Raw genomic sequence first — 24,021 nt, forward strand, 5'->3', positions numbered from 1 at the left:
CCATCAGCATTCCAGCCAACTTCTCAGAGATTGTGCAGAAGAAACCAAAATTTCTCCAGAACGAAGATCGTCGTCGCCAAAAGCGCCGCCGCCCTCGTCAGTGACACGGCTTATACTCACACCCCCCTCAGCCGTCAACAGCGATGTTTCACAAAACTGAAAAAATCTTATAAGCCACTGATATATATTCGAAAATAGCGACTTCAGACAAGTTTCCAAAGTTTGAACGACTTTATATATAGGGGAACGTGCAGCCTCTTCCAATTTCCGCAAACGACACCACTCGTCCTCCATTCTTGTGCATCCGCAACAAAACATGCGATAGCAAAAACACCCCGAAATCTCCAGAAAGTGGCTGCCGTGCGCGTTCTCTCCGATGCCTTCATCCCCGAATTGCCGAATCCCTATCGCGGCAAGGTGCGCGAGAACTACGACCTTCCCGACGGCAGCCGCATCATCATCGCGACGGACCGCCTGAGCGCCTTCGACCGGATCCTCACCTCCATCCCCGACAAGGGCCATGTGCTCACCCAGACCGCACGCTACTGGTTCGAGGCAACGAGGGACATCTGCCCCAACCACGTCATCGCCTACCCGGACCCGAACGTGGTGATCGGAAAGCGGCTCGATATCCTGCCGGTCGAGATCGTCGTGCGAGGTTATCTGGCCGGCACGACGGGCACGTCGCTCCTCACCCTTTATAAGAAGGGCGAGCGCCACATGTACGGGCTCGGCCTGCCCGACGGCCTGAGGGACAACCAGGTTCTCCCCGAACCGGTTATCACCCCAACCAGCAAGGCTTTCGACGGCGGTCATGACGAGCCGCTGACGCCGAAGGAGATCGTCGAACGCGGCCTGCTGACCGCCCAACAGTGGCAGACGCTCTCCGCCTATGCGCTCGCCCTCTTCGCCCGCGGCCAGGAACTGGCGGCGAAACGCGGGCTGATCCTCGTCGACACCAAATACGAATTCGGCACCGATGGGCAGGGTAACATCATCCTGGCCGACGAGATCCACACGCCGGACAGCAGCCGCTACTGGATCGCCGGCAGCTATGGCGAGGCCTTCGAAAAAGGCACGCGGCCGAAAAGCTTCGACAAGGATTTCATCCGCGCCTGGGTGGTCGAGCGTTGCGATCCCTACAAGGACGATATTCCGGAAATCCCGGCTGAACTGGTCGAGGAGACCGCGAAGGTCTATCGGACGGCTTACGAAACGATCACCGGCGAGACCTTTGTCCCGGATCAAAGCGGCGCAACCGTCCTCGAGCGTATCCGCAGGAACCTGGAACCCTATTTCAGCGCACGGTGAACCGTCGCCATTGAACCCTAACGTTTCTGATGAGGTGAGAGTGCGGAGGCCAAGGCGCAAGGCGGAAGAGACGCGGGAGGATATCCTCAACACGGCGGAAATCCTGTTCCGCGAGCGTGGCATCGCCAAATGCTCGATCGCCGACGTCGCCCAGGCGCTTTCCATGTCGCCCGCCAATATCTTCAAGCATTTTCATTCGAAGGCCGCGCTGGCGGATGCGATCTGCGACCGGCACATCAGCCGTATGATCGGCCGCTTCGGAACACTGGACGAGCCGGCGCCCGCCCCCGAACGTCTCGAGATCGTCGTCCGCAAGCTGATGGAGGCCCATCTTCAGGACCTGCGCGACAACCCTTATCTCTTCGAAATGATCTTTCTCATGTCGGAGGCCGATCTTCCGAGCGGCCAGCACTACAAGCGGCTGATCGAAACCCTGTTCACCGATCTCATCCGCCAGGGCGTCGAAAGCGGCGCCTACAAATGCAGCAATCCTGAGGGTATCAGCCAGTACGTGGCCGCCGCCTTCGCCAGCGTCCTGCATCCGGTTCTTCTGGCCAAGGCCGACGAGGCGGAGCTGCATGACCGATGCGACGGTCTTGCGAAACTTGTCAATGCTGCATTGCAAAATCCACTTGTAAAGTGACGGTTTTTGATTTACGTCACTTATTGTCGAGAAGTGTTGGCTGGATCCCGTTTTCAACCGGCACTGTTCCCATCGCTTGAGACGGGTTAATCTCCCCCGACCTCCGCCCCGGCACGAATCCTGCTGCCGCGGTGATCGCCAGATGCTTGCTTGGATGACGCCATGACCGGACGCAAACTGATCCTGCCTCTATTTTTCGCCGTGGCGCTCGCCGCATGCAGTGATTCGGGCCAGCAGGCCGCCGGCAACGGCCAGGGAGGCGGTGCAGGCGGTGCACCGCAGCGTCCGCCCCAGCCGGTCAGCGTCGTGTTGATGAAAAAGTCGGAACAGCCGATCACCGCCGTATTGCCGGGCCGCGCCTCGGCATTCCAGATCGCCGACATCCGGCCGCGCGTCACCGGCGAAATCAAGCAGATCGCCTTCAAGCAGGGCAGCGAGGTCAAGGCGGGCGATCTTCTTTATAAGATCGAAGACAGCACCTATGCGGCGGAAGTCGCCCAGGCGAAAGCGGCCGTTTCGAAGGCCGAGGCGAGCATTCCGAGCGCCCAGGCGAACCTTTCCCGCTACGAACGGCTGGTCAACAGCGGTGCGACCCAGATCGAATATGAAAGCGCCCGCGTGACGCTCCTGCAGGCGCAGGCGGATGTCGAACAGGCCAATGCGGCACTCAACGCCGCGCAGATCAACCTCGACCTGACCGAGATCCGCGCGCCCTTCGACGGTGTCACGTCGATCTCGAATGTCAGCATCGGCAATATCGTCACCGCCAACCAGACGACGGCGCTGACGACGCTCCGCCGGCTCGATCCGATCTATATCGACCTGATCGATTCCAGCACGAACCTTCTCGAACTGCGCGCCGCCATGGAATCCGGCCGGCTGAGCGGCGATCCGCGCAAGGCCGATATCCGCCTCGCGCTCGAGGACGGTACCGAATACCCTTTGACCGGCAAGCTCGACATGTCCGACATGGCCGTCAGCGAAACGACGGGGACCTACCAGATCCGCGCGCTGTTCGACAATCCGCGGGACATGATCCTGCCGGGCATGTATGTGCGCGCCACGGTCACCCTCGGCAAGGAAAGCGGTTTTCTGATTCCGCAGCGGGCCGCGACCCGCAACGCCCGCGGGGAGCTCTCCGCCAAGTTCGTGACGGCGGACAACAAGGTCGAGGCCCGCACGTTCCAGAAGAGCACCGTCTCCAACAACAGCTGGCTGGTGACGGAAGGCATCAATGACGGCGACAAGCTGATCGTCGACGGCTTCCAGTGGATCGGCGACGGAGCGCCCGTTGCCCCGGTCGAAACGACGATCGATGCCAAGGGCTTCGTTGTCGAAGCCCCGAAACCAGCCGCCGCCAAGCCGTGACGGCCGGGCGGAACCGATAACGACGAAACGCGGCAAGGAATCATCTGAATGGCCAAGTTCTTCATCCGGCGGCCGGTTTTCGCCTGGGTCATCGCGATCGTCATCATGCTGGGCGGCGCGCTTGCCATCGCGACTCTCTCCATATCGCAATATCCCGATATTGCTCCGACCACGGTCCGGATCAGCGCGAGCTACAACGGCGCCAGCGCCGAGACGGTCGAGAAGTCGGTGACCTCGATCATCGAGGACGGCATGACCGGCCTCGACGACCTCACCTACATGACCTCGTCCTCATCGACCGGACAGGCCTCGGTGACGCTCACCTTCGGCAACAGCATCCTCCCGGATATCGCCCAGGTGCAGGTGCAGAACAAGCTGCAGCTGGTGCAGTCGCAGCTTCCGGACGTCGTACAGCAGGCCGGCATCGAGGTGGCACGCTCGACCTCCAGCATCCTCATGGTCGGCGCTCTGGTCTCGACCGACGGCAAGCGTTCCTCCGTCGATCTCGGCGACGTCTTCTCGACCCAGATCGAAGACCAGGTGAAGCGCCTCGAAGGCGTCGGCAGCATCGATATCTTCGGTTCGGGTTACGCCATGCGCGTCTGGCTCGATCCTTACAAACTGCAGAAATACCAGCTCACCGCAGCCGACGTGACTTCTGCGATCCAGGCGCAGAACACCCAAGTATCGGTCGGTTCGCTGGGTGGTCTTCCGGCCGTCGAAGGCCAGCAGCTGACGGTGACGATGACGGCGCAGAGCCAACTCACCACAGTCGACGAATTCGAGCGGATCATCCTCAAGGTCGAGCAGGACGGTGCGACGGTACGGCTTTCGGATGTCGCACGCGTCGAGATCGGCCAGGAGAGCTATGGCGGCAACTCGCGCCAGAACGGGCTGCCTTCCACCGGCTTCGCCGTCAACCTCGCGACCGGAGCCAATGCGCTTGACACGGCGGCGCTCGTCCGCGCCGAGCTTTCGCAGCTCGCGCCGAACCTGCCGGAAGGCGTCGAGATCACCTATCCCTACGACACCACCCCGTTCGTCGAACTGTCGATCGAAAAGGTCGTCCACACGCTGATCGAGGCGATCATTCTCGTCTTCGTGGTGCTGCTCGTTTTCCTTCAGAACCTGCGCGCGACGCTCATCCCGATGATCGCGGTGCCTGTCGTCCTGCTCGGCACGTTCGGCATCCTCGCGTTCGCGGGGTATTCGATCAACACGCTCACCATGTTCGCCATGGTTCTGGCAATCGGCCTTCTGGTCGACGACGCGATCGTCGTGGTCGAAAACGTCGAGCGCATCATGGACGAGGAAGGGCTCGGGCCTCTCGAGGCGACCGAAAAATCCATGGGCGAAATCACCGGCGCAATCATCGGCATCGCGCTCGTTCTGACCGCCGTCTTCATTCCGATGGCCTTTTTCGGCGGCTCGACCGGCATCATCTATCGCCAGTTTTCGATCACCATCGTTTCTGCCATGCTGCTCTCGGCATTGGTCGCAATCGTGCTGACGCCGGCGCTCTGCGCGACGATGCTGAAGCCGATCGACCATCACAAGAAGCGCCGCGGCATCGGCGCGATGTTCAACCGCGGTTTCGAGAAGACGACCAAGGGATACACCTCGACGATCGGCTTCCTCCTGAAGCGTCCGCTGCCCGTCGTGCTGCTGTTCGCACTCGTCATCGCCGGTTGCGCATGGTTCTTCACCAAGCTGCCGAACTCCTTCCTGCCACAGGAAGACCAAGGCGTTGTCTTGACCATCGTGCAGACGCCGGTCGGCGCCACGACGCCGAGAACGGACGAAGCGGTCAAGAAGGTCGAAACCTATTTCCGGGAGCAGGAGAAGGACAATGTCGACGTCGTGTTCGGCGTGCTCGGCTTCAGCTTCGGCGGCAGCGGCCAGAACAACGCGATCGTCTTCACCAAGCTCAAGGATTTCGGGCTCCGCACCAGACCGGAACAGTCGGCGGCGGCCATCGTCCAGCGCGCGGGCCGTTATTTCTTCACGATCCGCGACGCCCAGGTCTTTGCGCTGCTGCCGCCGGCCATCCAGGGCCTCGGCACGTCGAGCGGCTTCTCCATGTACCTGGTCGACAGCGGCAACAACGGCAATGCGGCGCTTTCCCAAGCCTCGCAGCAGCTGATGCAGGCCGGCACCGGCAACCCCAACATAAGCTCGCTGCGCAGCAGCACCCAGCGGTCCGAAACCCAGCTGAAGATCCTGCTCGATCAGGAAAAGCTGGGCGCGATGGGTGTCGATCTGGCGTCCGTCAACTCCATGCTGGCAACCATTTTCGCCGGCCGCGACGTCAACGACTTCACGCTGAACAACGAGCTGAAACCGGTCTATGTGCAGGGCGACGCGCCCTACCGCATGCAGCCGGACGATCTGAAGCACTGGTATGCCCGCAACAACAAGGGCGAGATGGTTCCCTTCTCCTCCTTCAGCACCGTGGAGTGGATCAGCGGCACGCCGCAACTCGCCCGCTTCAACGGCACCAGCGCCATCCCGCTCGAAGGAGCGGCAGGTCCGGGCGTCAGCACCGGCCAGGCGATGGACGAGATGGAACGGCTGACGGCGCAACTGCCGGGCGGATATTCCGTGGCGTGGCAGGGCATCTCCTATCAGGAACGCCTTTCCGGCTCGCAGGCTCCGATGCTCTACGCGCTTGCCGTCCTGATCGTCTTCCTGTGCCTGGCGGCGCTTTACGAAAGCTGGTCGGTACCGTTCTCCGTCATCCTGGCCGTGCCGATCGGCGTGCTCGGCGCGCTGGCCGCCGCTCACTTCTTCGGACAGGCAAACGATGTCTACTTCAAGGTCGGCTTGCTCACGACAATCGGCCTTGCGGCGAAGAACGCGATCCTGATCGTCGAATTCGCAAAGGACCGGCAGGAGGGCAGCGGCATGAGCCTGATGGAGGCGACGCTGGAAGCGGCACGTTTGCGTCTTCGTCCGATTATCATGACATCGCTCGCCTTCATTCTCGGCGTGGTGCCGCTGGCGATCGCCACCGGCGCCGGTTCGGCGGCACAGAATGCAATCGGCGTCGGCGTGCTGGGTGGTATGCTTTCTGCAACACTCCTGGGAATTTTCTTCGTTCCCTCCTTCTTTGTTGTCGTTAGGCGGTTATCAAACCGTGAAAAAGAGTAGGATAGAGTTTACATTCGTTAATGTATCAATCGTTTAATCGTCATAAGGGCAAACCGCCTCTGGCGAGACAATCGGAAGGAGCAATCATTGCCACCCTTCCAAGCGTTGTAGGGCACTGGGACAGAAAAATGTTATCCATTCGCGTTGTTGCTCCTCTCACCATGTTGTTGCTGTCAGGCTGCGTCGTCGGCCCGGATCACACTGCGCCGGAAGTTGCTCTGCCAGGCAAGTTCGCCGAGGCCAAGGCCGCCAGCAATGGCGATGTCTCCCAGATCACCTGGTGGAAGGCATTCAACGACAGCCGCCTCAACGGCTATGTGCAGCAGGGCGTGAACCAGAACCTCGACATTCTCCAGGCCATGGAGCGGATCAAGGCTGCCGAGGCCAGCGTCGTCGTGGCGGGCGCCGGTGCTTTGCCGGGACTTGATCTTTCGGCCTCCAGTACGAGGAGCGGCGCCAATACCAGCCCCGATTCGGCCTCGGAAACGACGACGACCGTCACGAGCGGTTCGCTGACCGCCTCCTGGTTCCTCGATCTTTTCGGCCTCTATCGCCGCTCCACGGAAGGCGCGCTCGCCGATCTCCAGGCTGCGAAGGCTGCCGAGGATGGCGCACGACTGACTTTCCTGTCGCAGGTGGTCGCCGCCTATATCGACGTGCGCTATTATCAGGAGCGTATCGCGATTGCCCGCCGCAACCTGAATTCTCGCAACGAGACGCTCAACCTGACCAAGCTGCAGCTCGATGCCGGCGCCGCCTCGCGTCTCGACGTCGTGCAATCCGAAGGCTTGGTCAATTCGACACTTGCGGAAATTCCCGGGCTCGAGACGAGCTTCCGTGGCGCGGCGCATCGCGTTGCCACGTTGCTCGGCATGCCCGCTTCCTCGCTCGTGCCCGAACTCCAGAAAGGCGCTCGTCAGCCCGTCGCCCGCTTTAACGCCAAGGCTGGCGTTCCTGCCGATCTGATTCGCAACCGGCCGGACATCCGCGCGGCGGAACGTCAGCTCGCATCGGCAGTCGCCCAGATCGGTGTCGCCGAGGCACAGCTTTATCCGGCCATCACGCTCGGCGGCTCCATCTCGCCGCGCTACAACGCGATCGCCGGCGCCCTCGATACCCGGGCGCTCACCTGGTCCTTCGGCCCGCAGCTCAGCCTGCCGATCTTCGATGGCGGCCGCCTGCGCGGCAACGTGAAGATCGCCGAATCCTCCGCGCGCGAACAATATCTCGCTTGGAAGAAGACGGTTCTCGCAGCCGTCGAGGAAGTCGAGAATGCGCTCGCCGCCGTTGCTCGCGACAGCCGCACGGTTTCGGCGCTGCAGGCGACCGTCAAGTCCTACGAGGAAGCCCTGCAGCTTGCGACCGCAAGCTACCGCGACGGCGCCTCTTCGTTGCTCGACGTGCTCGACGCACAGCGCCAGGTCTCGACTGCCCAGGCAAACCTCGCCGCGGCCGTCCGCCAGATGGCGCAGGATTATGTGTCGCTCAACGTCGCGGTCGGCGGCGGTTACGCCTTCGGCAAGGTCGAGTCGGTCGTCGTGGCGAAGAAGTAATCTTCGCCGCCTGGCATCAAACGACACGTAAAAGAAAACCTCCGGAGCGATCCTCCGGAGGTTTTTATTGGTCGGAATACCGATGGACGGAAACGGTCAGTTCTTGGCGCGTTCCACGTAGGAATTGTCTTCCGTCGCGATGACGACGCGGGTGCCGGCGTCGATATGCGGCGGCACCATGGTACGGATGCCGTTCGAGAGGATCGCCGGCTTGTAGGAAGACGATGCCGTCTGGCCTTTCACGACCGGTTCCGTCTCGACGATTTCGAGCGTCACGTGGCGCGGCAGCTCGATCGCCAGCGGCACACCTTCATGGATCGACAGGATGCAGGTCATGCCTTCCTGGAGATAGGCCTTCTGCTCGCCCATCGTGTCGATATCGACGACGACCTGGTCGTAGGTGGCCGGATTCATGAAATGGAAGCCTTCGCCGTCCTCGTAGAGGTACTGGAAGTTCACGTCTTCCACGAAGGCGCGCTCGACCTGCTCGGTGGTACGCCAGCGTTCGGACACCTTCACGCCGTCGACGATGCGGCGCATGTTGACCTGGGTGACGGGCGTACCCTTGCCGGGGTGGAAGTTCTCAGCGGTGAGAACGACGTAGAGCTTGCCTTCGACTTCGAGGACATTGCCCTTGCGGACAGAAGAAGCGATGATCTTGACCATGGGATTCCTTGTGGTGCCTAACCGGCTTGTCACTGCCGAAAATGCGTCGTAGAGGAGCGGGCGACAGCCGGCCCTAAGGACGGCCCCGGGACCGCCCTCGGGATTCAATCTCTGTTTTCCGGGCGCACCTACCCTAAAATTGCGCGAAGTGGAAGCCTTGCCGGGCAGAACCGGCGAAGAAAGCCTTAAATGAGCTCGTCCCGATCCGTTACAAGCCGCCCGCCCTGGTGGAAACCGGAGAGCCATGCGGACCGCCGGCCCTTTCTCAAGGGCCGCAACGCGGTGCAGACGGCGCTGCGCGGTTTTTTCGCTGAGCGTGACTTCATCGAGGTAGACACCGCGACCCTCCAGGTCTCTCCCGGCAACGAAACCCACCTGCACGCCTTCGCGACCGAAGCGATCGCGATCGACGGCGGGCGAGCACCGCTCTATCTCCACACATCGCCGGAATTCGCAGCCAAAAAGCTGCTCGCGGCCGGCGAACGGCGCATTTTCACCTTCGCGCATGTCTACCGCAACCGGGAGCGCGGGCCGCTGCATCATCCGGAATTCACCATGCTGGAATGGTACCGGGTCGGCGAGGGTTACGAGCAGCTGATGGCCGACTGCGCCGACATGCTGGCGCTTGCCGCCGAAACTGCAGGAACGGAACGCTTTTCATTCCGCGGCATGGAGATCGATCCCTTTGCCGAGCCGGAACGCGTGACGCTTGCCGAGGTGTTCCAGCGTTTCGCGGGTATCGACCTTTTCTCCTCCATCGCGGCGAGCGGCGAGACGGATCGCGACCGGCTGGCAGCCGGCGTTGCCGGGGCCGGCATGCGCTTTGCCGAGGACGACACCTGGGCAGATCTCTTCAGCAAGGTGCTGGTGGAGAAGATCGAGCCGCATCTGGGGCAAGGCCGGGCAACGGTCCTCTGCGAATACCCGGTTTCGGAAGCGGCCCTCGCCCGGCCTTCCGCCCGCGATCCTCGTGTCGCAGACCGTTTCGAGCTCTATGCCTGCGGCGTCGAACTGGCGAATGCCTTCGGCGAACTGACCGATGCCGGCGAACAGCGCCGCCGCTTCGAACACGAGATGGCGGAAAAGGCGCGCATCTACGGCGAGCGCTATCCGATCGACGAGGATTTCCTCGACGCCCTCTCAATCATGCCGGAAGCGAGCGGTGCGGCACTCGGTTTCGACCGGCTCGCCATGCTGGCAACCGGCGCCACCCGCATCGACCAGGTCATGTGGGCGCCGGTCGCGGAGGTTTTCGCATGACCGCCGCTCGCTCCCTGAAGACCCTCGAAGAACTGGCATCCGCCGGGCTGATCGAAGCGGGCAGGCTTCCCGGCATTCGCGCCGTTGCGGACCGCTATGCCGTCGCCCTGACGCCGACGGTCGTTTCGCTGATCGACCGCGACAAGCCCGACGACCCGATCGCACGCCAGTTCCTACCCGATCCTGCCGAACTGCTGACGACGCCGGAAGAACGCGCCGACCCGATCGGCGACCATGCGCACAGCCCCGTCAAAGGCATCGTCCACCGTTATCCCGACCGCGTGCTCCTGAAGGCCGTGCATGTCTGCCCGGTCTATTGCCGCTTCTGCTTCCGCCGCGAAAAGGTCGGTCCGCAAGGCGACGGGACCTTGGCGCCGGATGAGCTGGCGGCCGCACTGGACTATATCCGGGCGCATTCCGAAATCTGGGAAGTGATCCTTACCGGCGGCGACCCGCTGGTTCTCTCGCCGCGCCGGCTCGCCGCGATCATGCGTGGCCTCGCCGACATCCCGCATGTGAAGATCATCCGTTTCCACACCCGCGTTCCCGTGGTCGGTCCCGCCCATGTGGACGATGCATTGATCGCGGCGTTGAAGGAAAGCGGCAAGGTGGTCTATGTGGCGCTGCACGCCAACCACGCCCGCGAACTGACGAACGAGGCCCGCGCCGCCTGCGCACGGCTGATCGATGCGGGTATCCCGATGATCAGCCAGACCGTGCTGCTCAAGGGTGTCAATGACGATCCGGCCGTGCTGGGCGACCTGATGAAGGCCTTCGTCGAGACCCGGATCAAGCCCTATTACCTGCATCATCCGGACCTCGCACCGGGCACCGGTCATTTCCGGCTGGAGATCGCCGAAGGCCAGAAGATCGTCCAGGCCCTGCGAGGCAACATTTCCGGCCTCTGCCAGCCGACCTATGTGCTGGATATTCCGGGCGGGCACGGCAAGGCGGTGATCGGAGAGAGCGCAGCGCGGCGCGAGGGCGGGTGTTATTCGGTCAGCGATTTCCGTGGCGAGGAACATGAATATCCGCCGCGGTGAGGTTGCGGCGGCCATTCTCCCCCTTGCACCAAAGGGGATACAACGTGAGCTCGGGTATCCAAGCATTGAGGGATCACTACCCGTCCTGCTTGTGCCTGGATCCTCGGGTCAAGCCCGAGGATGACGAGTGTATGGAACTGACTGGCGGCAACAGCGACCGTCCCGCTTGCTGACACCATTACTTCAGGCATCCTTGGCACCCCTTCGTCATTCTCGGGCTTGACCCGAGGATAAAGATACGGAGGACTGTAAGCCTTCGCACGGGACGCGCTCAGGCCTGCGTCGTTGAAATCAATTGCATTGATTTCCGCCCTTCGGCCAACACTCCGCAGCCCCGCGCAGTTTCCTGCCGTGGTTTTGTCAAAGATCGGAGAGCCCACACGAATGCGGAACCTCATTTAGTTTATATGTGTGGCTCCGCATTCGCGTGGCCTTCGGCGTTTTCTCGGGACTTCCGGTCCCTACAGGTGATCACCTCGCCTCGCTGCGTAGTCTTCTCAGACCACTTGCACGGCTCAACCGAACCCGGCCCGGCGGTCAGGGGGAGGCTTGATAGGGAAAAGTGTCTTGCAACCCCTCTCCCATGGCTTTCACCTCCCTGGCCTTTCCTGCACGTTACAGGTCCGACCAGGGCGCCGGCCCCCGCCTGCCCGCGAACGTCTCGCGAAACACTCCGGCGACGGAAGCGAGGCAATTGTAGGCACAGGTCCGGGAGACGGGGAAAGCGGGGATGAAATATCGCACGCCGCCGACCTTTCCGCTTGCGGAAGAGAAAATAAATTAGCAGCTTACTGAAAAGACAGGTGCCTGAATTTTAAAGCGGGGGGTTAAAACGTCCCCCTTGCCTGCCACTCGATTATACTGAGGTGTTCATCGACAATCGACTGCCCCGACCACGCCGAACAGCTTCGGATACCACTCCTAAAGCACGTCGCGATCTTGTTCGCTTGCCGCGCTTCAGATTCTTACGCGTGTCGTTGTCGCACAACCGCTGCACACTTTTGCGCGACATGTTTTCTGACATCAAGCGACATCAAGATGTCGGAATTCCGGTCTCCCCCACCAGGCGGAGAGAGCGCACCCACGAGACCGCTTGTCCCTACGCCGCCACCGCCCTCAGGGCCGTCACGTCCCGCCGCGGCGGGGTGCCGAACATGCGGGTGTATTCGCGGCTGAATTGGGAGGCGCTTTCGTAACCGACGCGGAAGGCCGCGGTTTCCACATTCGCCGCCTCCGCCACCATCAGCCGGCGCGCTTCGAGCAGACGCAAGTGCTTCTGGTACTGCAGCGGCGTCATCTGGGTGATCGCCTTGAATTTGCGATGGAAGGCAGACGGGCTCATGCCGGCCTTTTCGGCAAGATCCTCGATCCGCATCGGTTCGGAAAAGCGATCGCGCAGGCCATGGATGACGCTGACGATCCGGTGCGAATGGTCGTTGCCGAGCGTCATGAGCGCCACTTCGCCGCCGTTCGGGCCGGTCAGCAGCCAGTAGCAGATTTCACGCATGATCGATGGATAAAGCACGGGGATGGCCGCCGGCGTCTTGAGAAGGCGCACCATCCGCAAGGCGCAATCGGCGAGCGGCCCGTCGAAATTGCTGACGAAGACACCGAATGATACGTCGCCGGCCGCCCGCGGCGGATGGGGCAGGGTTTGCAGAACCTCCTGCATGATGCCGAGATCGAATTCGATGATCAGGCCCAGATACGGCTCTTCCGGGCTCGCCTCCGCCACACGGCCGAAGGCCGGCATCTCGACGCTGATGACCAATGCTTCACCGGCGCGGTAGTCCACATGGCGGTCGCCGAACACCGCCCATTTCGCGCCCTGCAGCACGATGCAGAGCGCGGGCTTGAAGATCAGGTGATCCGGCCGCTTCTCGTGATCGGCACGCAAGATGGTCAGCCCGTCGATCGCCGTCCGAAAGGGGCTTTCTCCTTCTTGCGCATCCGTGAACGTCCTGACCGCATCCAGAAGAACCCGAGACAATGCCGTACCTCTCCATCGCTGAAAGCCGAAGGTAGGCGTTCAAGCAGGATTAGGCAAGAAGTGAGAGAGTTCCGGCATTCAGACAAATCCGCTTTGAGGGATAGTTTCCGCCCATTCAATCCCAGAAAGGAGTTTGTCATGACCAGCGAAATCTACACGAAATCCAGCCGGAAGATCGCGATCCTCACCGGCGGCAGCCGCGGTCTCGGCCGCAATACGGTGATCAACCTCGCAAAGCGCGGTACCGACGTGATCTTTACCTACAACTCCAATCAGGCAGAAGCGGCAAATGTCGTCGCGGCTGTCGAGGCGCTTGGCCGCAAGGCGATCGCCTTGCAGCTGGACACCGGCAACATCCCGACCTTCGATGTATTCATTGCCCGCGTCCGCGAGGCCCTGACAGAGCTCGGCGCCGAAAAATTCGACTTCCTCGTCAACAATGCCGGCACTTCGCATCACGGTGCCTTCGAGGAAACGACGGAAGCGGAGCTGGACGGCCTCTTCAACGTCCATTTCAAGGGCGTTTTCTTCCTGACCCAGAAGCTGCTGCCGCTGATCAACTATGGCGGCCGGATCGTCAACATCTCCACCGGGCTTACCCGCATCACCGTGCCCGGCAGCGGCGCCTATGCATCGATGAAGGGAGCAATCGAAGTGCTGACCCGTTATCTCGCCAAGGAGCTGGGGGCTCGCGGCATCGCGGTCAACGCCGTTGCGCCGGGCGCCATCGCCACGGACTTCAGCGGCGGCATGGTGCGCGACAACCCGGAACTCAACAGGTGGGTTTCCGAAATGACCGCGCTCGGCCGCGTCGGCGAACCCGACGATATCGGACCGATGATCGCCGCGCTGCTTTCCGAGGAAAACCGCTGGGTCAATGCCCAGCGCATCGAGGTTTCGGGCGGGATGGCCATCTGAGGTTCGAGGAGGCATCAGCCCCTCATCCGCCTGCGTCCTGCCGACCCTTCTCCCCGTTTTGACGGAGAGAAGGGTCAAGCCGCAAGCTCCCGGTCCCTCTCCCGCGCGCGGGGGCTAGGGCGAGGACAACAGGAAGTACGGAAGCTACCGCTTCCCCACCGGCATGTAGAGATCGCCGCTCTCGCGGTATTTTGCGGCCATGGCTTTCAGCCCCTCCTTCTGCGCCTCCGAGCGGATATCGTGGGAAATCCGCATCGAACAGAATTTCGGGCCGCACATGGAGCAGAAATGCGCCACCTTGTGCGCCTCCTTCGGCAGCGTCTCGTCATGGAAGGATCGCGCCGTTTCCGGATCGAGCGACAGGTTGAACTGATCCTCCCAGCGGAACTCGAACCGGGCGCGGGAAAGCGCGTCGTCACGGATCCGGGCCGCGGGATGGCCCTTGCCGAGATCGGCGGCATGGGCGGCGATCTTGTAGGTGATGACGCCCGTCTTGACGTCGTTGCGATCCGGCAGGCCGAGATGTTCCTTCGGCGTGACATAGCAAAGCATTGCCGTGCCGAACCAGCCGATCATCGCAGCCCCGATGCCCGAGGTGATATGGTCGTAGCCCGGAGCGATATCGGTGGTCAGCGGTCCGAGCGTGTAAAAAGGCGCTTCGCCGCAGGCCTTGAGCTGCTTGTCCATGTTCTCCTTGATCTTGTGCATCGGCACGTGGCCGGGGCCTTCGATCATTACTTGGCAGTCCTTTGCCCAGGCGATTTTGGTCAGCTCGCCGAGTGTCTCCAGTTCGGCGAACTGCGCCGCATCGTTGGCATCGGCGATCGAGCCGGGACGCAGGCCGTCGCCGAGCGAGAAGGAGACGTCGTAAGCGCGGCAGATATCGCAGATCTCCTCGAAATGCTCGTAAAGAAAACTTTCCCGATGGTGATGCAGGCACCACTTGGCCATGATCGAACCGCCGCGCGAGACGATGCCGGTGACGCGGTCGACGGTGAGCGGAATATAGGCAAGCCGAACGCCCGCGTGGATGGTGAAATAGTCGACGCCTTGCTCGGCCTGCTCGATCAGCGTGTCGCGATAGACTTCCCACGTCAGGTCTTCGGCAATGCCGTTCACCTTTTCGAGCGCCTGGTAAAGCGGCACGGTGCCGATCGGAACCGGCGAATTGCGGATGATCCATTCGCGGATATTGTGGATGTTGCGGCCGGTGGAGAGGTCCATGACGGTATCGGCGCCCCAGCGGATCGCCCAGACCATCTTCTCGACCTCTTCCGCCATCGAGGAGGTGACGGCAGAATTGCCGATATTGGCATTGATCTTCACGAGAAAGTTCCGGCCGATGATCATCGGTTCGGATTCCGGGTGGTTGATGTTGGCGGGGATGATCGCTCGCCCCTCCGCCACTTCGCGGCGGACGAATTCGGGCGTGACGAAATCCGGGATATCAGCGCCGAAACTTTCGCCCTCACGCGCCAGCGCGTCCTTTGCGGCCCGGCGGCCGAGGTTTTCCCGGATGGCGATGAATTCCATTTCCGGGGTGATGACGCCGGCGCGGGCATAAGCGAGCTGGGTTACGGCCCGTCCGGCTCTGGCCTTCAGCGGCCGGTTGCGCAAGGGAAATTCCGGGGTGAGCCGATCGCCGGTCGCAAAGCCGTTGTCTTCCGGCCGGACGACGCGGCCGTCATAGGCCTCCACATCGGCACGGGCGAGGATCCAGCTTTCCCGAAGCCGGAGAAGGCCGTTCTCGATGGCGACCGCATGGGCCGGATCCGTATAGGGACCGGACGCATCGTAAACCGTGACCGGCGGCTCGCCGGCGGTGGGATGCAGGGCGATCTCGCGCATCGGCACGCGGATATGCGGATGCAGGTCCCCGGGTTTGAAGACTTTCGTGGAGGCGGGAAGCGGGCCGGTCGTGACGACCGGAACGGGCTTGGTCGCGGCAATATTCATGGTTCGAGGCTCCAAGGTTTGACGTTTGGAGACCCAGTTCCAGTGTTGGAATGATGAAAAAACGCCGATGGGCTTCGGGCAGAATCTGCCCCGATGCCGTCAGCGCTCGCACCGTCCCTACGCCAGTATGAACTGGATCAGGTTCAACGGGTCACTGCGCCGCGTCGACCAAGGCCGGATCGCCCAGCAGTATCTCAGCCCCTTGCCGGGACCCCCCTGGTGAATGCACGCATCAGAAACCCGCGGGACTTTCCTGTCAAGCCGCTTCCGCCGCATGGGGATCGATCGAATTTTACGGAATCCCGCAGCCCTAACTTCATCACGTTCCTTTCCGGAATCTTATGCTTTCCGCCCTAATGAATGTTTCAGCGATGAACGCTTGAGTTCCAAATAATCGGGAGATGTCGAGATGAACGAGACCATTCGCGAACTGCTGGCACGGGTTGGCGGCCTTCCGGTTGCCGTGACAACGCTTGAGGACGGCGCCGACCTCTACGCGGCCGGACTTTCTTCCTTCGCATCCGTGCAGCTCATGCTGGGTCTCGAAGAGGCCTTCGACATCGAGTTTCCGGACGCCTTGCTGAACCGCAGGTCCTTCGCCAGCATCACGGCGATCGAAGAGACGGTGTCGCAGATCCTGAAGGCTCGCGAGGCCGCCTGAGATGAGCCTCCCCGCTTTCGCCACCGACATGACCCTCGGCGCCCGCGCCCACCGCGTGGCGGCCGTCGCCGGAGAATTCGCCGATCGCGTCGACCGGGAAGGCCGCTTCCCGAAGGAAGCGGTCGACGCCATGAAGGCCGAACGTCTGCTCGGCCTCCAGATCCCTATCGCATTCGGCGGGGAAGGCGCCTCGATGACCGAGCTTGCCGAGATCTGCTCCATTCTGGGACAGGCCTGCGCGTCGAGCGCCATGGTCTTCGCCATGCATCAGATCAAGGTGTCGAGCCTCGTCGAGCACGGCAGCGAAAGCGCCTGGCACATGGATTTCATGCGCGAACTGGCCGCCCGCCAGCTGCTCGTCGCATCGGCGACGACGGAAGCGGGCATCGGCGGCAATATGCGCAACTCGATCTGCGCGATCGAGATCGCCAAGGGGGCAGAAGGCGATATCTGCCGGCTGACCAAGGACGCCACGGTGATTTCCTACGGCCTCCACGGCGATGCCATCATGGTAACGTCCCGCTCCCATGAAAACGCCGCCCCGAGCGATCAGGTGATGACCGTCTTCAGGCGCGGCCAGTACACGCTCGAAAAGACCGTCGACTGGGATACGCTCGGCATGCGCGGCACCTGCTCGGATGGGTTCCTCTTCAAGGGCGAAGCGCCGGCCGCCCAGATCTTCCCGAAGCCGTTCGCCGAAATCGCCGCGCAGTCGATGCTCGCGACGTCGCATCTTCTCTGGAGCGCGGTCTGGTACGGCATCGCCGCCGACGCGGTGCTGCGGGCGCAGGCCTTCGTTCGCGCCGCCGCCCGCAAGGCCGGCGGCACCCAGCCGCCCGGCGCGACGCGGCTCGCCGAAGCCTCGAACCTGCTGCAGCTGCTCAAGGCCAATATCATTGCCGGCCTGAAGGTCTATGCGGACGCCAAGGCGGATCCGGATCAGCTGTCGTCCATGGCCTTCTCGATCGCCATGAACAACGTCAAGCTCGCCTCGTCCGAAACGATCCTCACCATCATCAACCAGGCGATGATCATCTGCGGCATCATGGGGTACAAGAACGGCACGCCCTACAGCCTCGGCCGGCACCTGCGCGACGCGCATTCCGCCCAGCTGATGATCTCCAACGACCGCATTCTCGGCAACACGTCGACCATGCTGCTCGTGCAGAAACCGGACACCAGCCTCATCGGCTGACGCCCACCCCTTCAAGTAATTGCCCGTCAAATGAATTGAATGAGGTGAAGCCATGGACATGCAAGTTTCCTTTCTCGACCGCCTGTTTGACGCAGGCCTTCTGATCGACACCGGCGTCGACGGCCTTTATGGCCGCAGCGGCCAGTTCGAGGACGTGATCGCCGCCTTCGAGCGGCTGATCGATAGGACAGGCGGCGCCGACGGCGCGGAAGCGATGCGCTTTCCGCCGGGCATGAACCGCGCCTTCTTCGAGCAGAGCGGCTACATGAAGAGCTTCCCGCAGCTCGCCGGCACCGTGCATTCCTTCTGCGGCAACGAGCTCGACCACATGAGCCTCCTGAAGTGCATGGAAGTGGGCGAGGAGGACTGGACCAAGGGCCAGGAAGCGACCGATATCGTGCTGACGCCGGCCGCCTGCTACCCGCTCTATCCGACGGTGGCGCGCCGCGGCAACCTGCCGAAGTCCGGCGGCCTCTTCGACCTGCAGAGCTACTGCTTCCGCCATGAACCGTCCAAGGATCCCGCCCGCCAGCAGCTCTTCCGCATGCGCGAATATGTCTGCATGGGCACCGAACAGCATGTCACGGATTTCCGCCAGCGCTGGATGGACCGGGGCGTCGAGATGATGAAGTCGGTCGGCCTCGACGTGACGATCGACGTGGCCAACGATCCGTTCTTCGGCCGTGCGGGAAAAATGCTGGTGAACAACCAGCGCGACCAGAACTTGAAGTTCGAGCTCCTGATCCCGATCACCTCGGCCGCCAAGCCGACCGCCTGCATGAGCTTCAACTATCATCAGGACTCGTTCGGTCTGAAATGGGGCCTGAACCTCGAAGACGGTTCGGTGGCCCATACCGCCTGCGTCGGCTTCGGCCTGGAGCGCATCGCGCTGGCGCTCTTCCACACCCATGGTCTCGACGTCAAGGAGTGGCCGGAACACGTCCGCGCCACGCTCTGGGGTTAAGCTCATGAGCGCGGTATTCCCGGCTCTCGATCCGGCCGGCTACGCTCCCCATGCGCTGCATTCGGCCGAGCGCATGTGGCCGGAGACGAACTGCTACGTGGATCTGTGGATCGAGGTGCTTTCGGCCCAGGGCCTTGCGCCGCAAGCCATGCTCGGCTTCACGCTGACCCAGGATTTCGAGGGCGACCAGTTCACCTTCTTCAAGGTGCCGCTGGAGGACCTCGAAACGCTCTACGGCATCCGCGTGACGGAACTGGCGATCTTCGACCGTCCGGAACGGCATGTCGCCGAACAGATATCCCGCGGCCGGCTGACGCTGCTGGAACTCGACAGTTTCTACCTGCCCGACACGCGCGGCGTCGCCTACCGCCAGGAGCACGGCAAGACGACGGTGGCGATCAACCGGCTCGATCCGGAAAGACGGGAACTGGACTACTTCCACAATGGCGGATTCTTCGCCCTCTCCGGCGAGGATTTCGACGGCCTGTTCCAAATGAATGCGGCGCCGGACGCGTCACCTTTCCTGCCCTATACGGAATTCGCCAAGTTTCCCGCCCTTTATCCGGACGAGAGGGAATTGCGCGAGACGGCCTGGAAGCTGCTGCGCCATCATTTTGCGCGGCGACCGGACGAAAACCCGATCCGCACCTTCGCTAAGGTCTTCCCGGCGCAGGTGGAAAAGGTGGCGGAGCGAGATTTCGGCTTTTTCCACAAATACGCCTTCAACACGCTGAGGCAGGTCGGGGCGAATTTCGAGCTTCTCGCGAGCCATCTGGCGTGGCTGAACGGCAAAAGCTTCGCGGAGGCCGAAAGGCAGGCGCTGAAGATTTCCGAAGTGGCGAAATCGACGCAGTTCCTGCTTGCCCGCGCCGTCACCCGGAAAAAATTCGAACCGCTGGCAACGGCTCTCGATCCCGCCGCCGAAGCCTGGGACAAGCTGATGGCCGACCTGGCGCTGACGCTCGGCCAGACCAGAGAGGCCGCGTGAGCATTCCTCCGCAGACCGATACCCCGACCAGCCTTCTTTCCGAGGGCTGGTCCTTGTTTTTGACCGAACCGGGTGCCTATGGCCTGCCCGGCGATATTCCATCCGGTCTCGACACCCTCCCGGCAATCGTGCCCGGCACGGTCGCCGCAGCGCTGGAAGCCGCCGGACGGTTCGATCGCGACGATCCCGAACCGCTGTTCGACAAGGATGCGTGGTATCGCCTTTCGCTGAAGGGCGAAGCGGCCGGACCGACCGTCCTGCGGTTCGAGGGGCTGGCGACGATCGCCGAGGTCTATCTCGACGACCGGCTGGTCCTCTCGTCGGAAAGCATGTTCGAAAGCCACGAGGTACCGGTCGACCTCGCCGGTAGAGAGACGCTGTCGATCTGCTTCCGCGCCCTGAAGCCACATCTTGGAAAGACCGGTCCCCGTGCACGCTGGCGCCCACGGTTGATGAACAATCAAGGGCTTCGGCTGATACGCACCACGGCGCTCGGTTACATGCCGGGCTGGTGTCCGGAAGTGCATGCGGTCGGGCCATGGCGACCGATCTTGCTGATGAGACGGTCGGCTGGCTCCCACTTCTCCCACGCGTGGAGAAGTACCGAGCAACGCGAGGCAATGAAGGAGCCCGCACGAGATAAACACATCCCCGACAGTCTGGCGCCGCCTCCCTCATCCCGCCCTTCGGGCCACTTTTTCACCGCTGGAGAGATGGAGAAACTCACCGTCTCGGCCACGCTCGCCGACAATGACGTTGGCATCCTCAAGGTCAGCTTCCTCGAGGGCACACCGAACCTTGCCCCCCATCTTCTCTGCGCCGGCCGGGAAGTCTCCTTCACCTTCTTCGAAGGGCGGTATTCCGCCGAACTGCATCTGCCCGACATTCACCCCTGGTGGCCGCATACCCACGGCGAACCGGCGCTCTACGATGTGACGCTCCGGATCGACGGGGCGGACATCCCCCTTGCCCGCACCGGATTTCGCAGCGTGACCGTCGATCGAGGCGCCGACGGCAACGATTTCGCGCCCGTCGTCAACGGCGAAAAGATCTTCTGCCGCGGCTCGGTATGGACCTCGGCCGATATCGTCAAACTGCCCGGCGATCGCGCGAGCTACGCGCCGTGGCTGAGGCTCGCCAAGGACGCGGGCATGAACATGATCCGCATTCCAGGCATCGCGACCTATGAAAGCCCGGATTTCTTCGTACTTTGCGACGAGCTTGGCCTGATGGTCTGGCAGGACTTCATGTTCGCCAATTTCGACTATCCGGTCTCCGATCCGGACTTCGTGATTCACGTGAAATCGGAGGTGGCTCAGTTCCTGAAGGCGACGCAAGCCAATCCATCGCTGGCTGTGCTTTGCGGGGGCAGCGAGATCTGGCAGCAGGGCGCCATGCTGGGCCTGCCCGAACGCGTCTGGAAAGGTCCGCTCTGCAAAGAGATACTGGCGGTCACCGTGGCCGAGGCCCGGCCGGACCTGCCCTATGTCGCCAACTCTCCCTCCGGCGGGGCATTGCCCTTTTATCCCAATGCCGGCATCGCTCATTATTACGGCGTCGGCGCCTACAAGCGGCCGATTGAGGACGCCCGGCGGGCGAATGTCCGTTTTGCCGCCGAATGCCTGGCATTTTCCAATCTTTCGGATGGCGAAACGTTTGCCGGCGGCAAGGCGGGCGTCCCGCGCGATGCCGGCGTCGACTGGGATTTCGAGGATGTTCGCGATCACTATCTCGGCGAGCTTTACAAGGTCGATCCGTTGGAGCTTCGAAAGAGCGATTTCAGCCGCTATCTTGCCCTTTCCCGTGCCGTCACCGGCGAAGTGATGGAGGCGACCTTTGCCGAATGGCGACGTCCGGGCTCCCCCTGCAACGGCGCATTGACCTTCACCTTCCAGGACGTCACGACCGGCCCCGGCTGGGGCGCCATCGGCGTCGATGGCCGGCCGAAACCGGCCTGGTTCGCGCTGAAGCGCGCCTTTCGGCCGGTCCAGGTCGTGTTTGCCGACGAGGGAACCAATGGTCTCGGCATCCATCTCCTGAATGAGACATCCGCAGCACTTCCGGTCTCGCTTGAAGTCACCTGCCTGCGTGACGGCAGGATGCCGGTCGTGTCCGGACGCCGCGACCTGACGCTTGGCTCGCGAAGCAGCAAGACCATCGCATGCACCGATCTCTTCGGCGCCTTCTTCGACACCAACTTCGCCTATCGTTTCGGCCCGCCATCCCATGACGTAGCCGTCGCGCGGCTGATCCATATGCCAAGCGGCGAAATGATCGCGGAGGCTTTCCATTTTCCGCTCGGGCGAGCCAGGGCGATGCACGATGCGCAGATCGCCGTGACACTCGCCAAGGGGCAGGGTGAATACTGGCTGGAGCTTTCGGCCGATCTGTTTGCGCAGTCGGTCAGCATCGAAGCCGAAGGTTACCGGCTCTCCGACAACGGTTTCCATCTCGCGCCGGGCGTGACGAAGAAGGTTCTCCTGCTCCCGGGAACGGAAACGGCCGCCCCCCCGACCGGCTCGATCCGTTCACTCGGCGGCGATCGCTGGACGCGCTTTTGAGCGGCTCGCATCGACGGATGCGGGGAACCGAAAGGCCATTTCCCGCAGCGCCGTGATATAGATCTCGCGAGCATGATCCGGCGTCAGATTGTGATCGGCATGCGGGATGATCGTCGAGGATACGTTCGGGAAACGCGCCAGCCCCGATCCGTCACGGCCGAAATAGAAATCATATTGCTCCAGGCCGAGATCGTTTTCGCTGTAGATCAGCGCGATGGGCGTGCCGCGCCGGCTGAGCATCCGGAAAGCTCCGTAGATCGCACGGCCTTCCGGCAGGACCCCGCGAAGGACAAACAGGAGCCTGTTGCGGATGCGGTTGCCGAAACCTTTGACGATGTTTCGGGAGGCGGCGGCGATATCGACCTCGCCGCGAAGGATGCGTCTCAGGGTTTCCGCCCGCAGGGCGCGTTTGCCATAATCCTGCAGGTTGCGTGTGCCGTTGACGACAGCATCCTCGACCGAGCGCCCGGGGCGCCAGCGGAAAACGGCCGGATTGACCGAAACATTGCCGGCAATGCGGGGTTCGACCAGCAGGGTCCGGAAGCCGAGATAGGCGCCGCTGCAGCGGCCGGCCGTCACGACGGGCATCAGGCGGCGGGACTCGAGGAAATCGATCGCCTCCGATACATCGGCGTTCTGGGTGGAATGGTAGAGAACCTGATCCGGCCGGCCGGGTACCGGCGGACTGTCGCCGGCGTTGGCGGTATCGAAGCGCAGCGATGCGATGCCGGAACGGGCGAGCGTCCGCGCCATGGCAACGGTGGTCCGGCCCCAGCCGGCATGCCGGTCATAGGCGGAAGTGAGGAAGAGCACCGTCGCGCCCGAACGCTGGTGCAGCGGTTCGCACAGAACCCCCGACAGACGGCTGTTGACGCCGAAACGGACCGGGGTTTCCGCAAAACCGTCACCCGTCAGCGGTTCGGCGACCGAGGCGTGCCGGGGCGTTCCAATTCGAGGCCCCGCCGGCAGAGCCGCGATCCACTCGACAAGGTTTTCGGCGACGTGGACCGGTATCCTGGAGATCGTCGGGTTGGAAACCAGCCGATCATAGCCTTCGAATTCCGCACGGCCGACATCCGCACCGAGCGCCTCCAGGCGGCTCGCGAACTGCGCGTCGGCCGGGCGATCGGAACGGCCGATCACCAGCGCACGCGGCGCCGGCACCCGGTCGATCATCATCAGGTCGACCTTGCGAAGCTCGTCGGCGATTTCGCCCGGCATGCTCAGCGACGCCACCGAAACGCCAGCCTTGTTGCGCTGCTCTTCGGAAAGGCCGAGATTCTCATCGACGACCTTGGACCATACGGCAAGCTCGCGGATATGGAGCCGGCCGGAGACGACCGGCGCCAGGAAGGCGATGCCTTCCAATCCTTCGAGCGTTTCAGCCGCCTTGGCGGCGACCACGGCGCCGAGGCCCTGCGAAATCACGGCGATCCGCCCGCAGCCGGACAGGGCCTTCAGACGCTCTGCCGCGGCCAGCAGGCTTTCCGACCAGACGGAAAGGCCCGCCTCGAAATCCACGCCGTCCAAAGCGTCGCCGGTGCCGGGATAGTCGAAGCGCAGGCTGGCCATGCCGCGATCCGCCAGCATTTCGGAGATGATCCGGAAGAATTTGCGCGTCGACATCTCTTCGAGCCCCCAGGGGCTTGCAAAGAGCACCGCGAGACCGGAAGGCGTGGTTCCGGCCGCGGGCGGCGCGAAGAGCCCGACCGTGCCGCCGAAGGTCAGCGGCTCCGCTGCGGACCTCGCCGCAACGGATGGAGCTTCGTCAATCTGCAAGGGGTCCCGTCGAGC

General features: G+C 62.6%; 17 protein-coding genes and 1 riboswitch. Of the genes, 13 read left to right on the top strand and 4 right to left on the bottom strand.

The window, feature by feature from the left end; all coding sequences use genetic code 11:
* Nucleotides 1-360: 360 nt before the first annotated feature.
* The 5 genes from DMO26_RS22920 to DMO26_RS22940 all read left to right on the top strand — a co-directional run bounded on the left by DMO26_RS22920 (nucleotide 361) and on the right by DMO26_RS22940 (nucleotide 8,025).
* On the top strand, nucleotides 361-1,311 hold the full coding sequence (locus DMO26_RS22920) for a phosphoribosylaminoimidazolesuccinocarboxamide synthase (protein ID WP_117194663.1): 951 nt from the start codon (nucleotides 361-363) through the stop codon (nucleotides 1,309-1,311).
* A gap of 40 nt (nucleotides 1,312-1,351) precedes the next feature.
* Nucleotides 1,352-1,954 carry a TetR family transcriptional regulator gene (locus DMO26_RS22925; RefSeq protein ID WP_117194492.1) on the top strand — a complete coding sequence of 201 codons (603 nt, stop codon included), beginning with the start codon at nucleotides 1,352-1,354 and terminating at the stop codon, nucleotides 1,952-1,954.
* 162 nt (nucleotides 1,955-2,116) lie between these two features.
* Nucleotides 2,117-3,322: an efflux RND transporter periplasmic adaptor subunit gene (locus tag DMO26_RS22930; RefSeq protein ID WP_117194493.1), complete on the top strand. Its 1,206-nt coding sequence runs from the start codon at nucleotides 2,117-2,119 to the stop codon at nucleotides 3,320-3,322.
* A gap of 48 nt (nucleotides 3,323-3,370) precedes the next feature.
* Nucleotides 3,371-6,472, top strand: coding sequence for an efflux RND transporter permease subunit (locus DMO26_RS22935; RefSeq protein WP_117194494.1), 3,102 nt, complete (start codon nucleotides 3,371-3,373; stop codon nucleotides 6,470-6,472).
* Nucleotides 6,473-6,600: 128 nt separating this feature from the next.
* A complete protein-coding gene (locus tag DMO26_RS22940) occupies nucleotides 6,601-8,025 on the top strand; it encodes an efflux transporter outer membrane subunit (protein WP_117194495.1) in 1,425 nt (474 codons plus the stop codon).
* A gap of 96 nt (nucleotides 8,026-8,121) precedes the next feature.
* Here DMO26_RS22940 and efp read toward each other — a convergent pair whose 3' ends face one another.
* Nucleotides 8,122-8,691, bottom strand: a complete 570-nt coding sequence (gene efp / locus DMO26_RS22945) for an elongation factor P (protein ID WP_117194496.1) — start codon at nucleotides 8,689-8,691, stop codon at nucleotides 8,122-8,124.
* 189 nt (nucleotides 8,692-8,880) lie between these two features.
* Here efp and epmA point away from each other — a divergent pair, with 189 nt between their 5' ends.
* Together epmA and DMO26_RS22955 are read left to right on the top strand one after the other, a co-directional pair.
* The gene (gene epmA, locus DMO26_RS22950; RefSeq protein ID WP_117194497.1) at nucleotides 8,881-9,951 is read left to right on the top strand and encodes an EF-P lysine aminoacylase EpmA; all 1,071 of its coding nucleotides are present in this window, start codon (nucleotides 8,881-8,883) and stop codon (nucleotides 9,949-9,951) included.
* Nucleotides 9,948-10,994 (top strand): lysine-2,3-aminomutase-like protein, encoded by a 1,047-nt coding sequence (locus DMO26_RS22955; protein WP_117194498.1) that lies wholly within the window; start codon nucleotides 9,948-9,950, stop codon nucleotides 10,992-10,994. Before epmA ends, DMO26_RS22955 begins: the two co-directional genes overlap by 4 nt.
* Nucleotides 10,995-12,093: 1,099 nt before the next feature.
* On the opposite strand, the gene DMO26_RS22960 is transcribed toward DMO26_RS22955, so the two are convergent.
* Entirely contained in the window at nucleotides 12,094-12,984 is an 891-nt protein-coding gene (locus tag DMO26_RS22960) for an AraC family transcriptional regulator (RefSeq protein WP_117194499.1), read from the bottom strand.
* A 138-nt stretch (nucleotides 12,985-13,122) separates the two neighbouring features.
* On the opposite strand from DMO26_RS22960, the gene DMO26_RS22965 reads away from it, so the two are divergent.
* Complete coding sequence (locus tag DMO26_RS22965) at nucleotides 13,123-13,902, top strand: SDR family NAD(P)-dependent oxidoreductase (RefSeq protein ID WP_117194500.1); 780 nt, start codon at nucleotides 13,123-13,125, stop codon at nucleotides 13,900-13,902.
* Nucleotides 13,903-14,046: 144 nt separating this feature from the next.
* Here the strand turns inward: DMO26_RS22965 and thiC are convergent, their stop codons facing one another.
* The gene (gene thiC / locus DMO26_RS22970) at nucleotides 14,047-15,858 is read right to left on the bottom strand and encodes a phosphomethylpyrimidine synthase ThiC (RefSeq protein WP_117194501.1); all 1,812 of its coding nucleotides are present in this window, start codon (nucleotides 15,856-15,858) and stop codon (nucleotides 14,047-14,049) included.
* A 96-nt stretch (nucleotides 15,859-15,954) separates the two neighbouring features.
* A riboswitch (TPP riboswitch) is annotated at nucleotides 15,955-16,086 on the bottom strand.
* A 181-nt stretch (nucleotides 16,087-16,267) separates the two neighbouring features.
* Between thiC and DMO26_RS22975 the strand changes: the two genes are divergently transcribed.
* From DMO26_RS22975 to DMO26_RS22995, 5 genes are read left to right on the top strand one after another with little or no spacing between them, the layout of a single operon-like run.
* Nucleotides 16,268-16,519 carry an acyl carrier protein gene (locus tag DMO26_RS22975; protein ID WP_117194502.1) on the top strand — a complete coding sequence of 84 codons (252 nt, stop codon included), beginning with the start codon at nucleotides 16,268-16,270 and terminating at the stop codon, nucleotides 16,517-16,519.
* Nucleotide 16,520: 1 nt separating this feature from the next.
* A complete protein-coding gene (locus DMO26_RS22980) occupies nucleotides 16,521-17,714 on the top strand; it encodes an acyl-CoA dehydrogenase family protein (RefSeq protein WP_117194503.1) in 1,194 nt (397 codons plus the stop codon).
* Between the two features lie 52 nt (nucleotides 17,715-17,766).
* Complete coding sequence (locus tag DMO26_RS22985) at nucleotides 17,767-18,678, top strand: amino acid--[acyl-carrier-protein] ligase (protein ID WP_117194504.1); 912 nt, start codon at nucleotides 17,767-17,769, stop codon at nucleotides 18,676-18,678.
* Nucleotides 18,679-18,682: 4 nt separating this feature from the next.
* Entirely contained in the window at nucleotides 18,683-19,666 is a 984-nt protein-coding gene (locus tag DMO26_RS22990; protein WP_117194505.1) for a DUF1839 family protein, read from the top strand.
* Nucleotides 19,663-22,227 carry a glycoside hydrolase family 2 protein gene (locus DMO26_RS22995; RefSeq protein WP_117194506.1) on the top strand — a complete coding sequence of 855 codons (2,565 nt, stop codon included), beginning with the start codon at nucleotides 19,663-19,665 and terminating at the stop codon, nucleotides 22,225-22,227. The genes DMO26_RS22990 and DMO26_RS22995 overlap by 4 nt, the downstream gene beginning before the upstream one ends.
* Here DMO26_RS22995 and DMO26_RS23000 read toward each other — a convergent pair.
* A complete protein-coding gene (locus DMO26_RS23000) occupies nucleotides 22,195-24,006 on the bottom strand; it encodes an alpha/beta hydrolase family protein (protein WP_226951397.1) in 1,812 nt (603 codons plus the stop codon). The two genes, DMO26_RS22995 and DMO26_RS23000, sit on opposite strands and share 33 nt — an antisense overlap.
* Between the last annotated feature and the right edge of the window lie 15 nt (nucleotides 24,007-24,021).

This window comes from Rhizobium terrae (genome assembly GCF_003425685.1).
In the GTDB taxonomy this organism is placed as follows: Bacteria; Pseudomonadota; Alphaproteobacteria; order Rhizobiales; family Rhizobiaceae; genus Neorhizobium; species Neorhizobium terrae.

What these genes read in the sequence shown, in the direction of transcription:
- DMO26_RS22955 (WP_117194498.1), top strand. Translation starts at nt 9,948, where the DNA reads ATGACCGCCGCTCGCTCCCTGAAGACCCTCGAAGAACTGGCATCCGCC.
- efp (WP_117194496.1), bottom strand. Translation starts at nt 8,691, where the DNA reads ATGGTCAAGATCATCGCTTCTTCTGTCCGCAAGGGCAATGTCCTCGAA.
- DMO26_RS22985 (WP_117194504.1), top strand. Translation starts at nt 17,767, where the DNA reads ATGGACATGCAAGTTTCCTTTCTCGACCGCCTGTTTGACGCAGGCCTT.
- epmA (WP_117194497.1), top strand. Translation starts at nt 8,881, where the DNA reads ATGAGCTCGTCCCGATCCGTTACAAGCCGCCCGCCCTGGTGGAAACCG.
- thiC (WP_117194501.1), bottom strand. Translation starts at nt 15,858, where the DNA reads ATGAATATTGCCGCGACCAAGCCCGTTCCGGTCGTCACGACCGGCCCG.
- DMO26_RS22935 (WP_117194494.1), top strand. Translation starts at nt 3,371, where the DNA reads ATGGCCAAGTTCTTCATCCGGCGGCCGGTTTTCGCCTGGGTCATCGCG.
- DMO26_RS22940 (WP_117194495.1), top strand. Translation starts at nt 6,601, where the DNA reads ATGTTATCCATTCGCGTTGTTGCTCCTCTCACCATGTTGTTGCTGTCA.
- DMO26_RS22990 (WP_117194505.1), top strand. Translation starts at nt 18,683, where the DNA reads ATGAGCGCGGTATTCCCGGCTCTCGATCCGGCCGGCTACGCTCCCCAT.
- DMO26_RS22930 (WP_117194493.1), top strand. Translation starts at nt 2,117, where the DNA reads ATGACCGGACGCAAACTGATCCTGCCTCTATTTTTCGCCGTGGCGCTC.
- DMO26_RS22975 (WP_117194502.1), top strand. Translation starts at nt 16,268, where the DNA reads ATGAACGAGACCATTCGCGAACTGCTGGCACGGGTTGGCGGCCTTCCG.
- DMO26_RS22980 (WP_117194503.1), top strand. Translation starts at nt 16,521, where the DNA reads ATGAGCCTCCCCGCTTTCGCCACCGACATGACCCTCGGCGCCCGCGCC.
- DMO26_RS22965 (WP_117194500.1), top strand. Translation starts at nt 13,123, where the DNA reads ATGACCAGCGAAATCTACACGAAATCCAGCCGGAAGATCGCGATCCTC.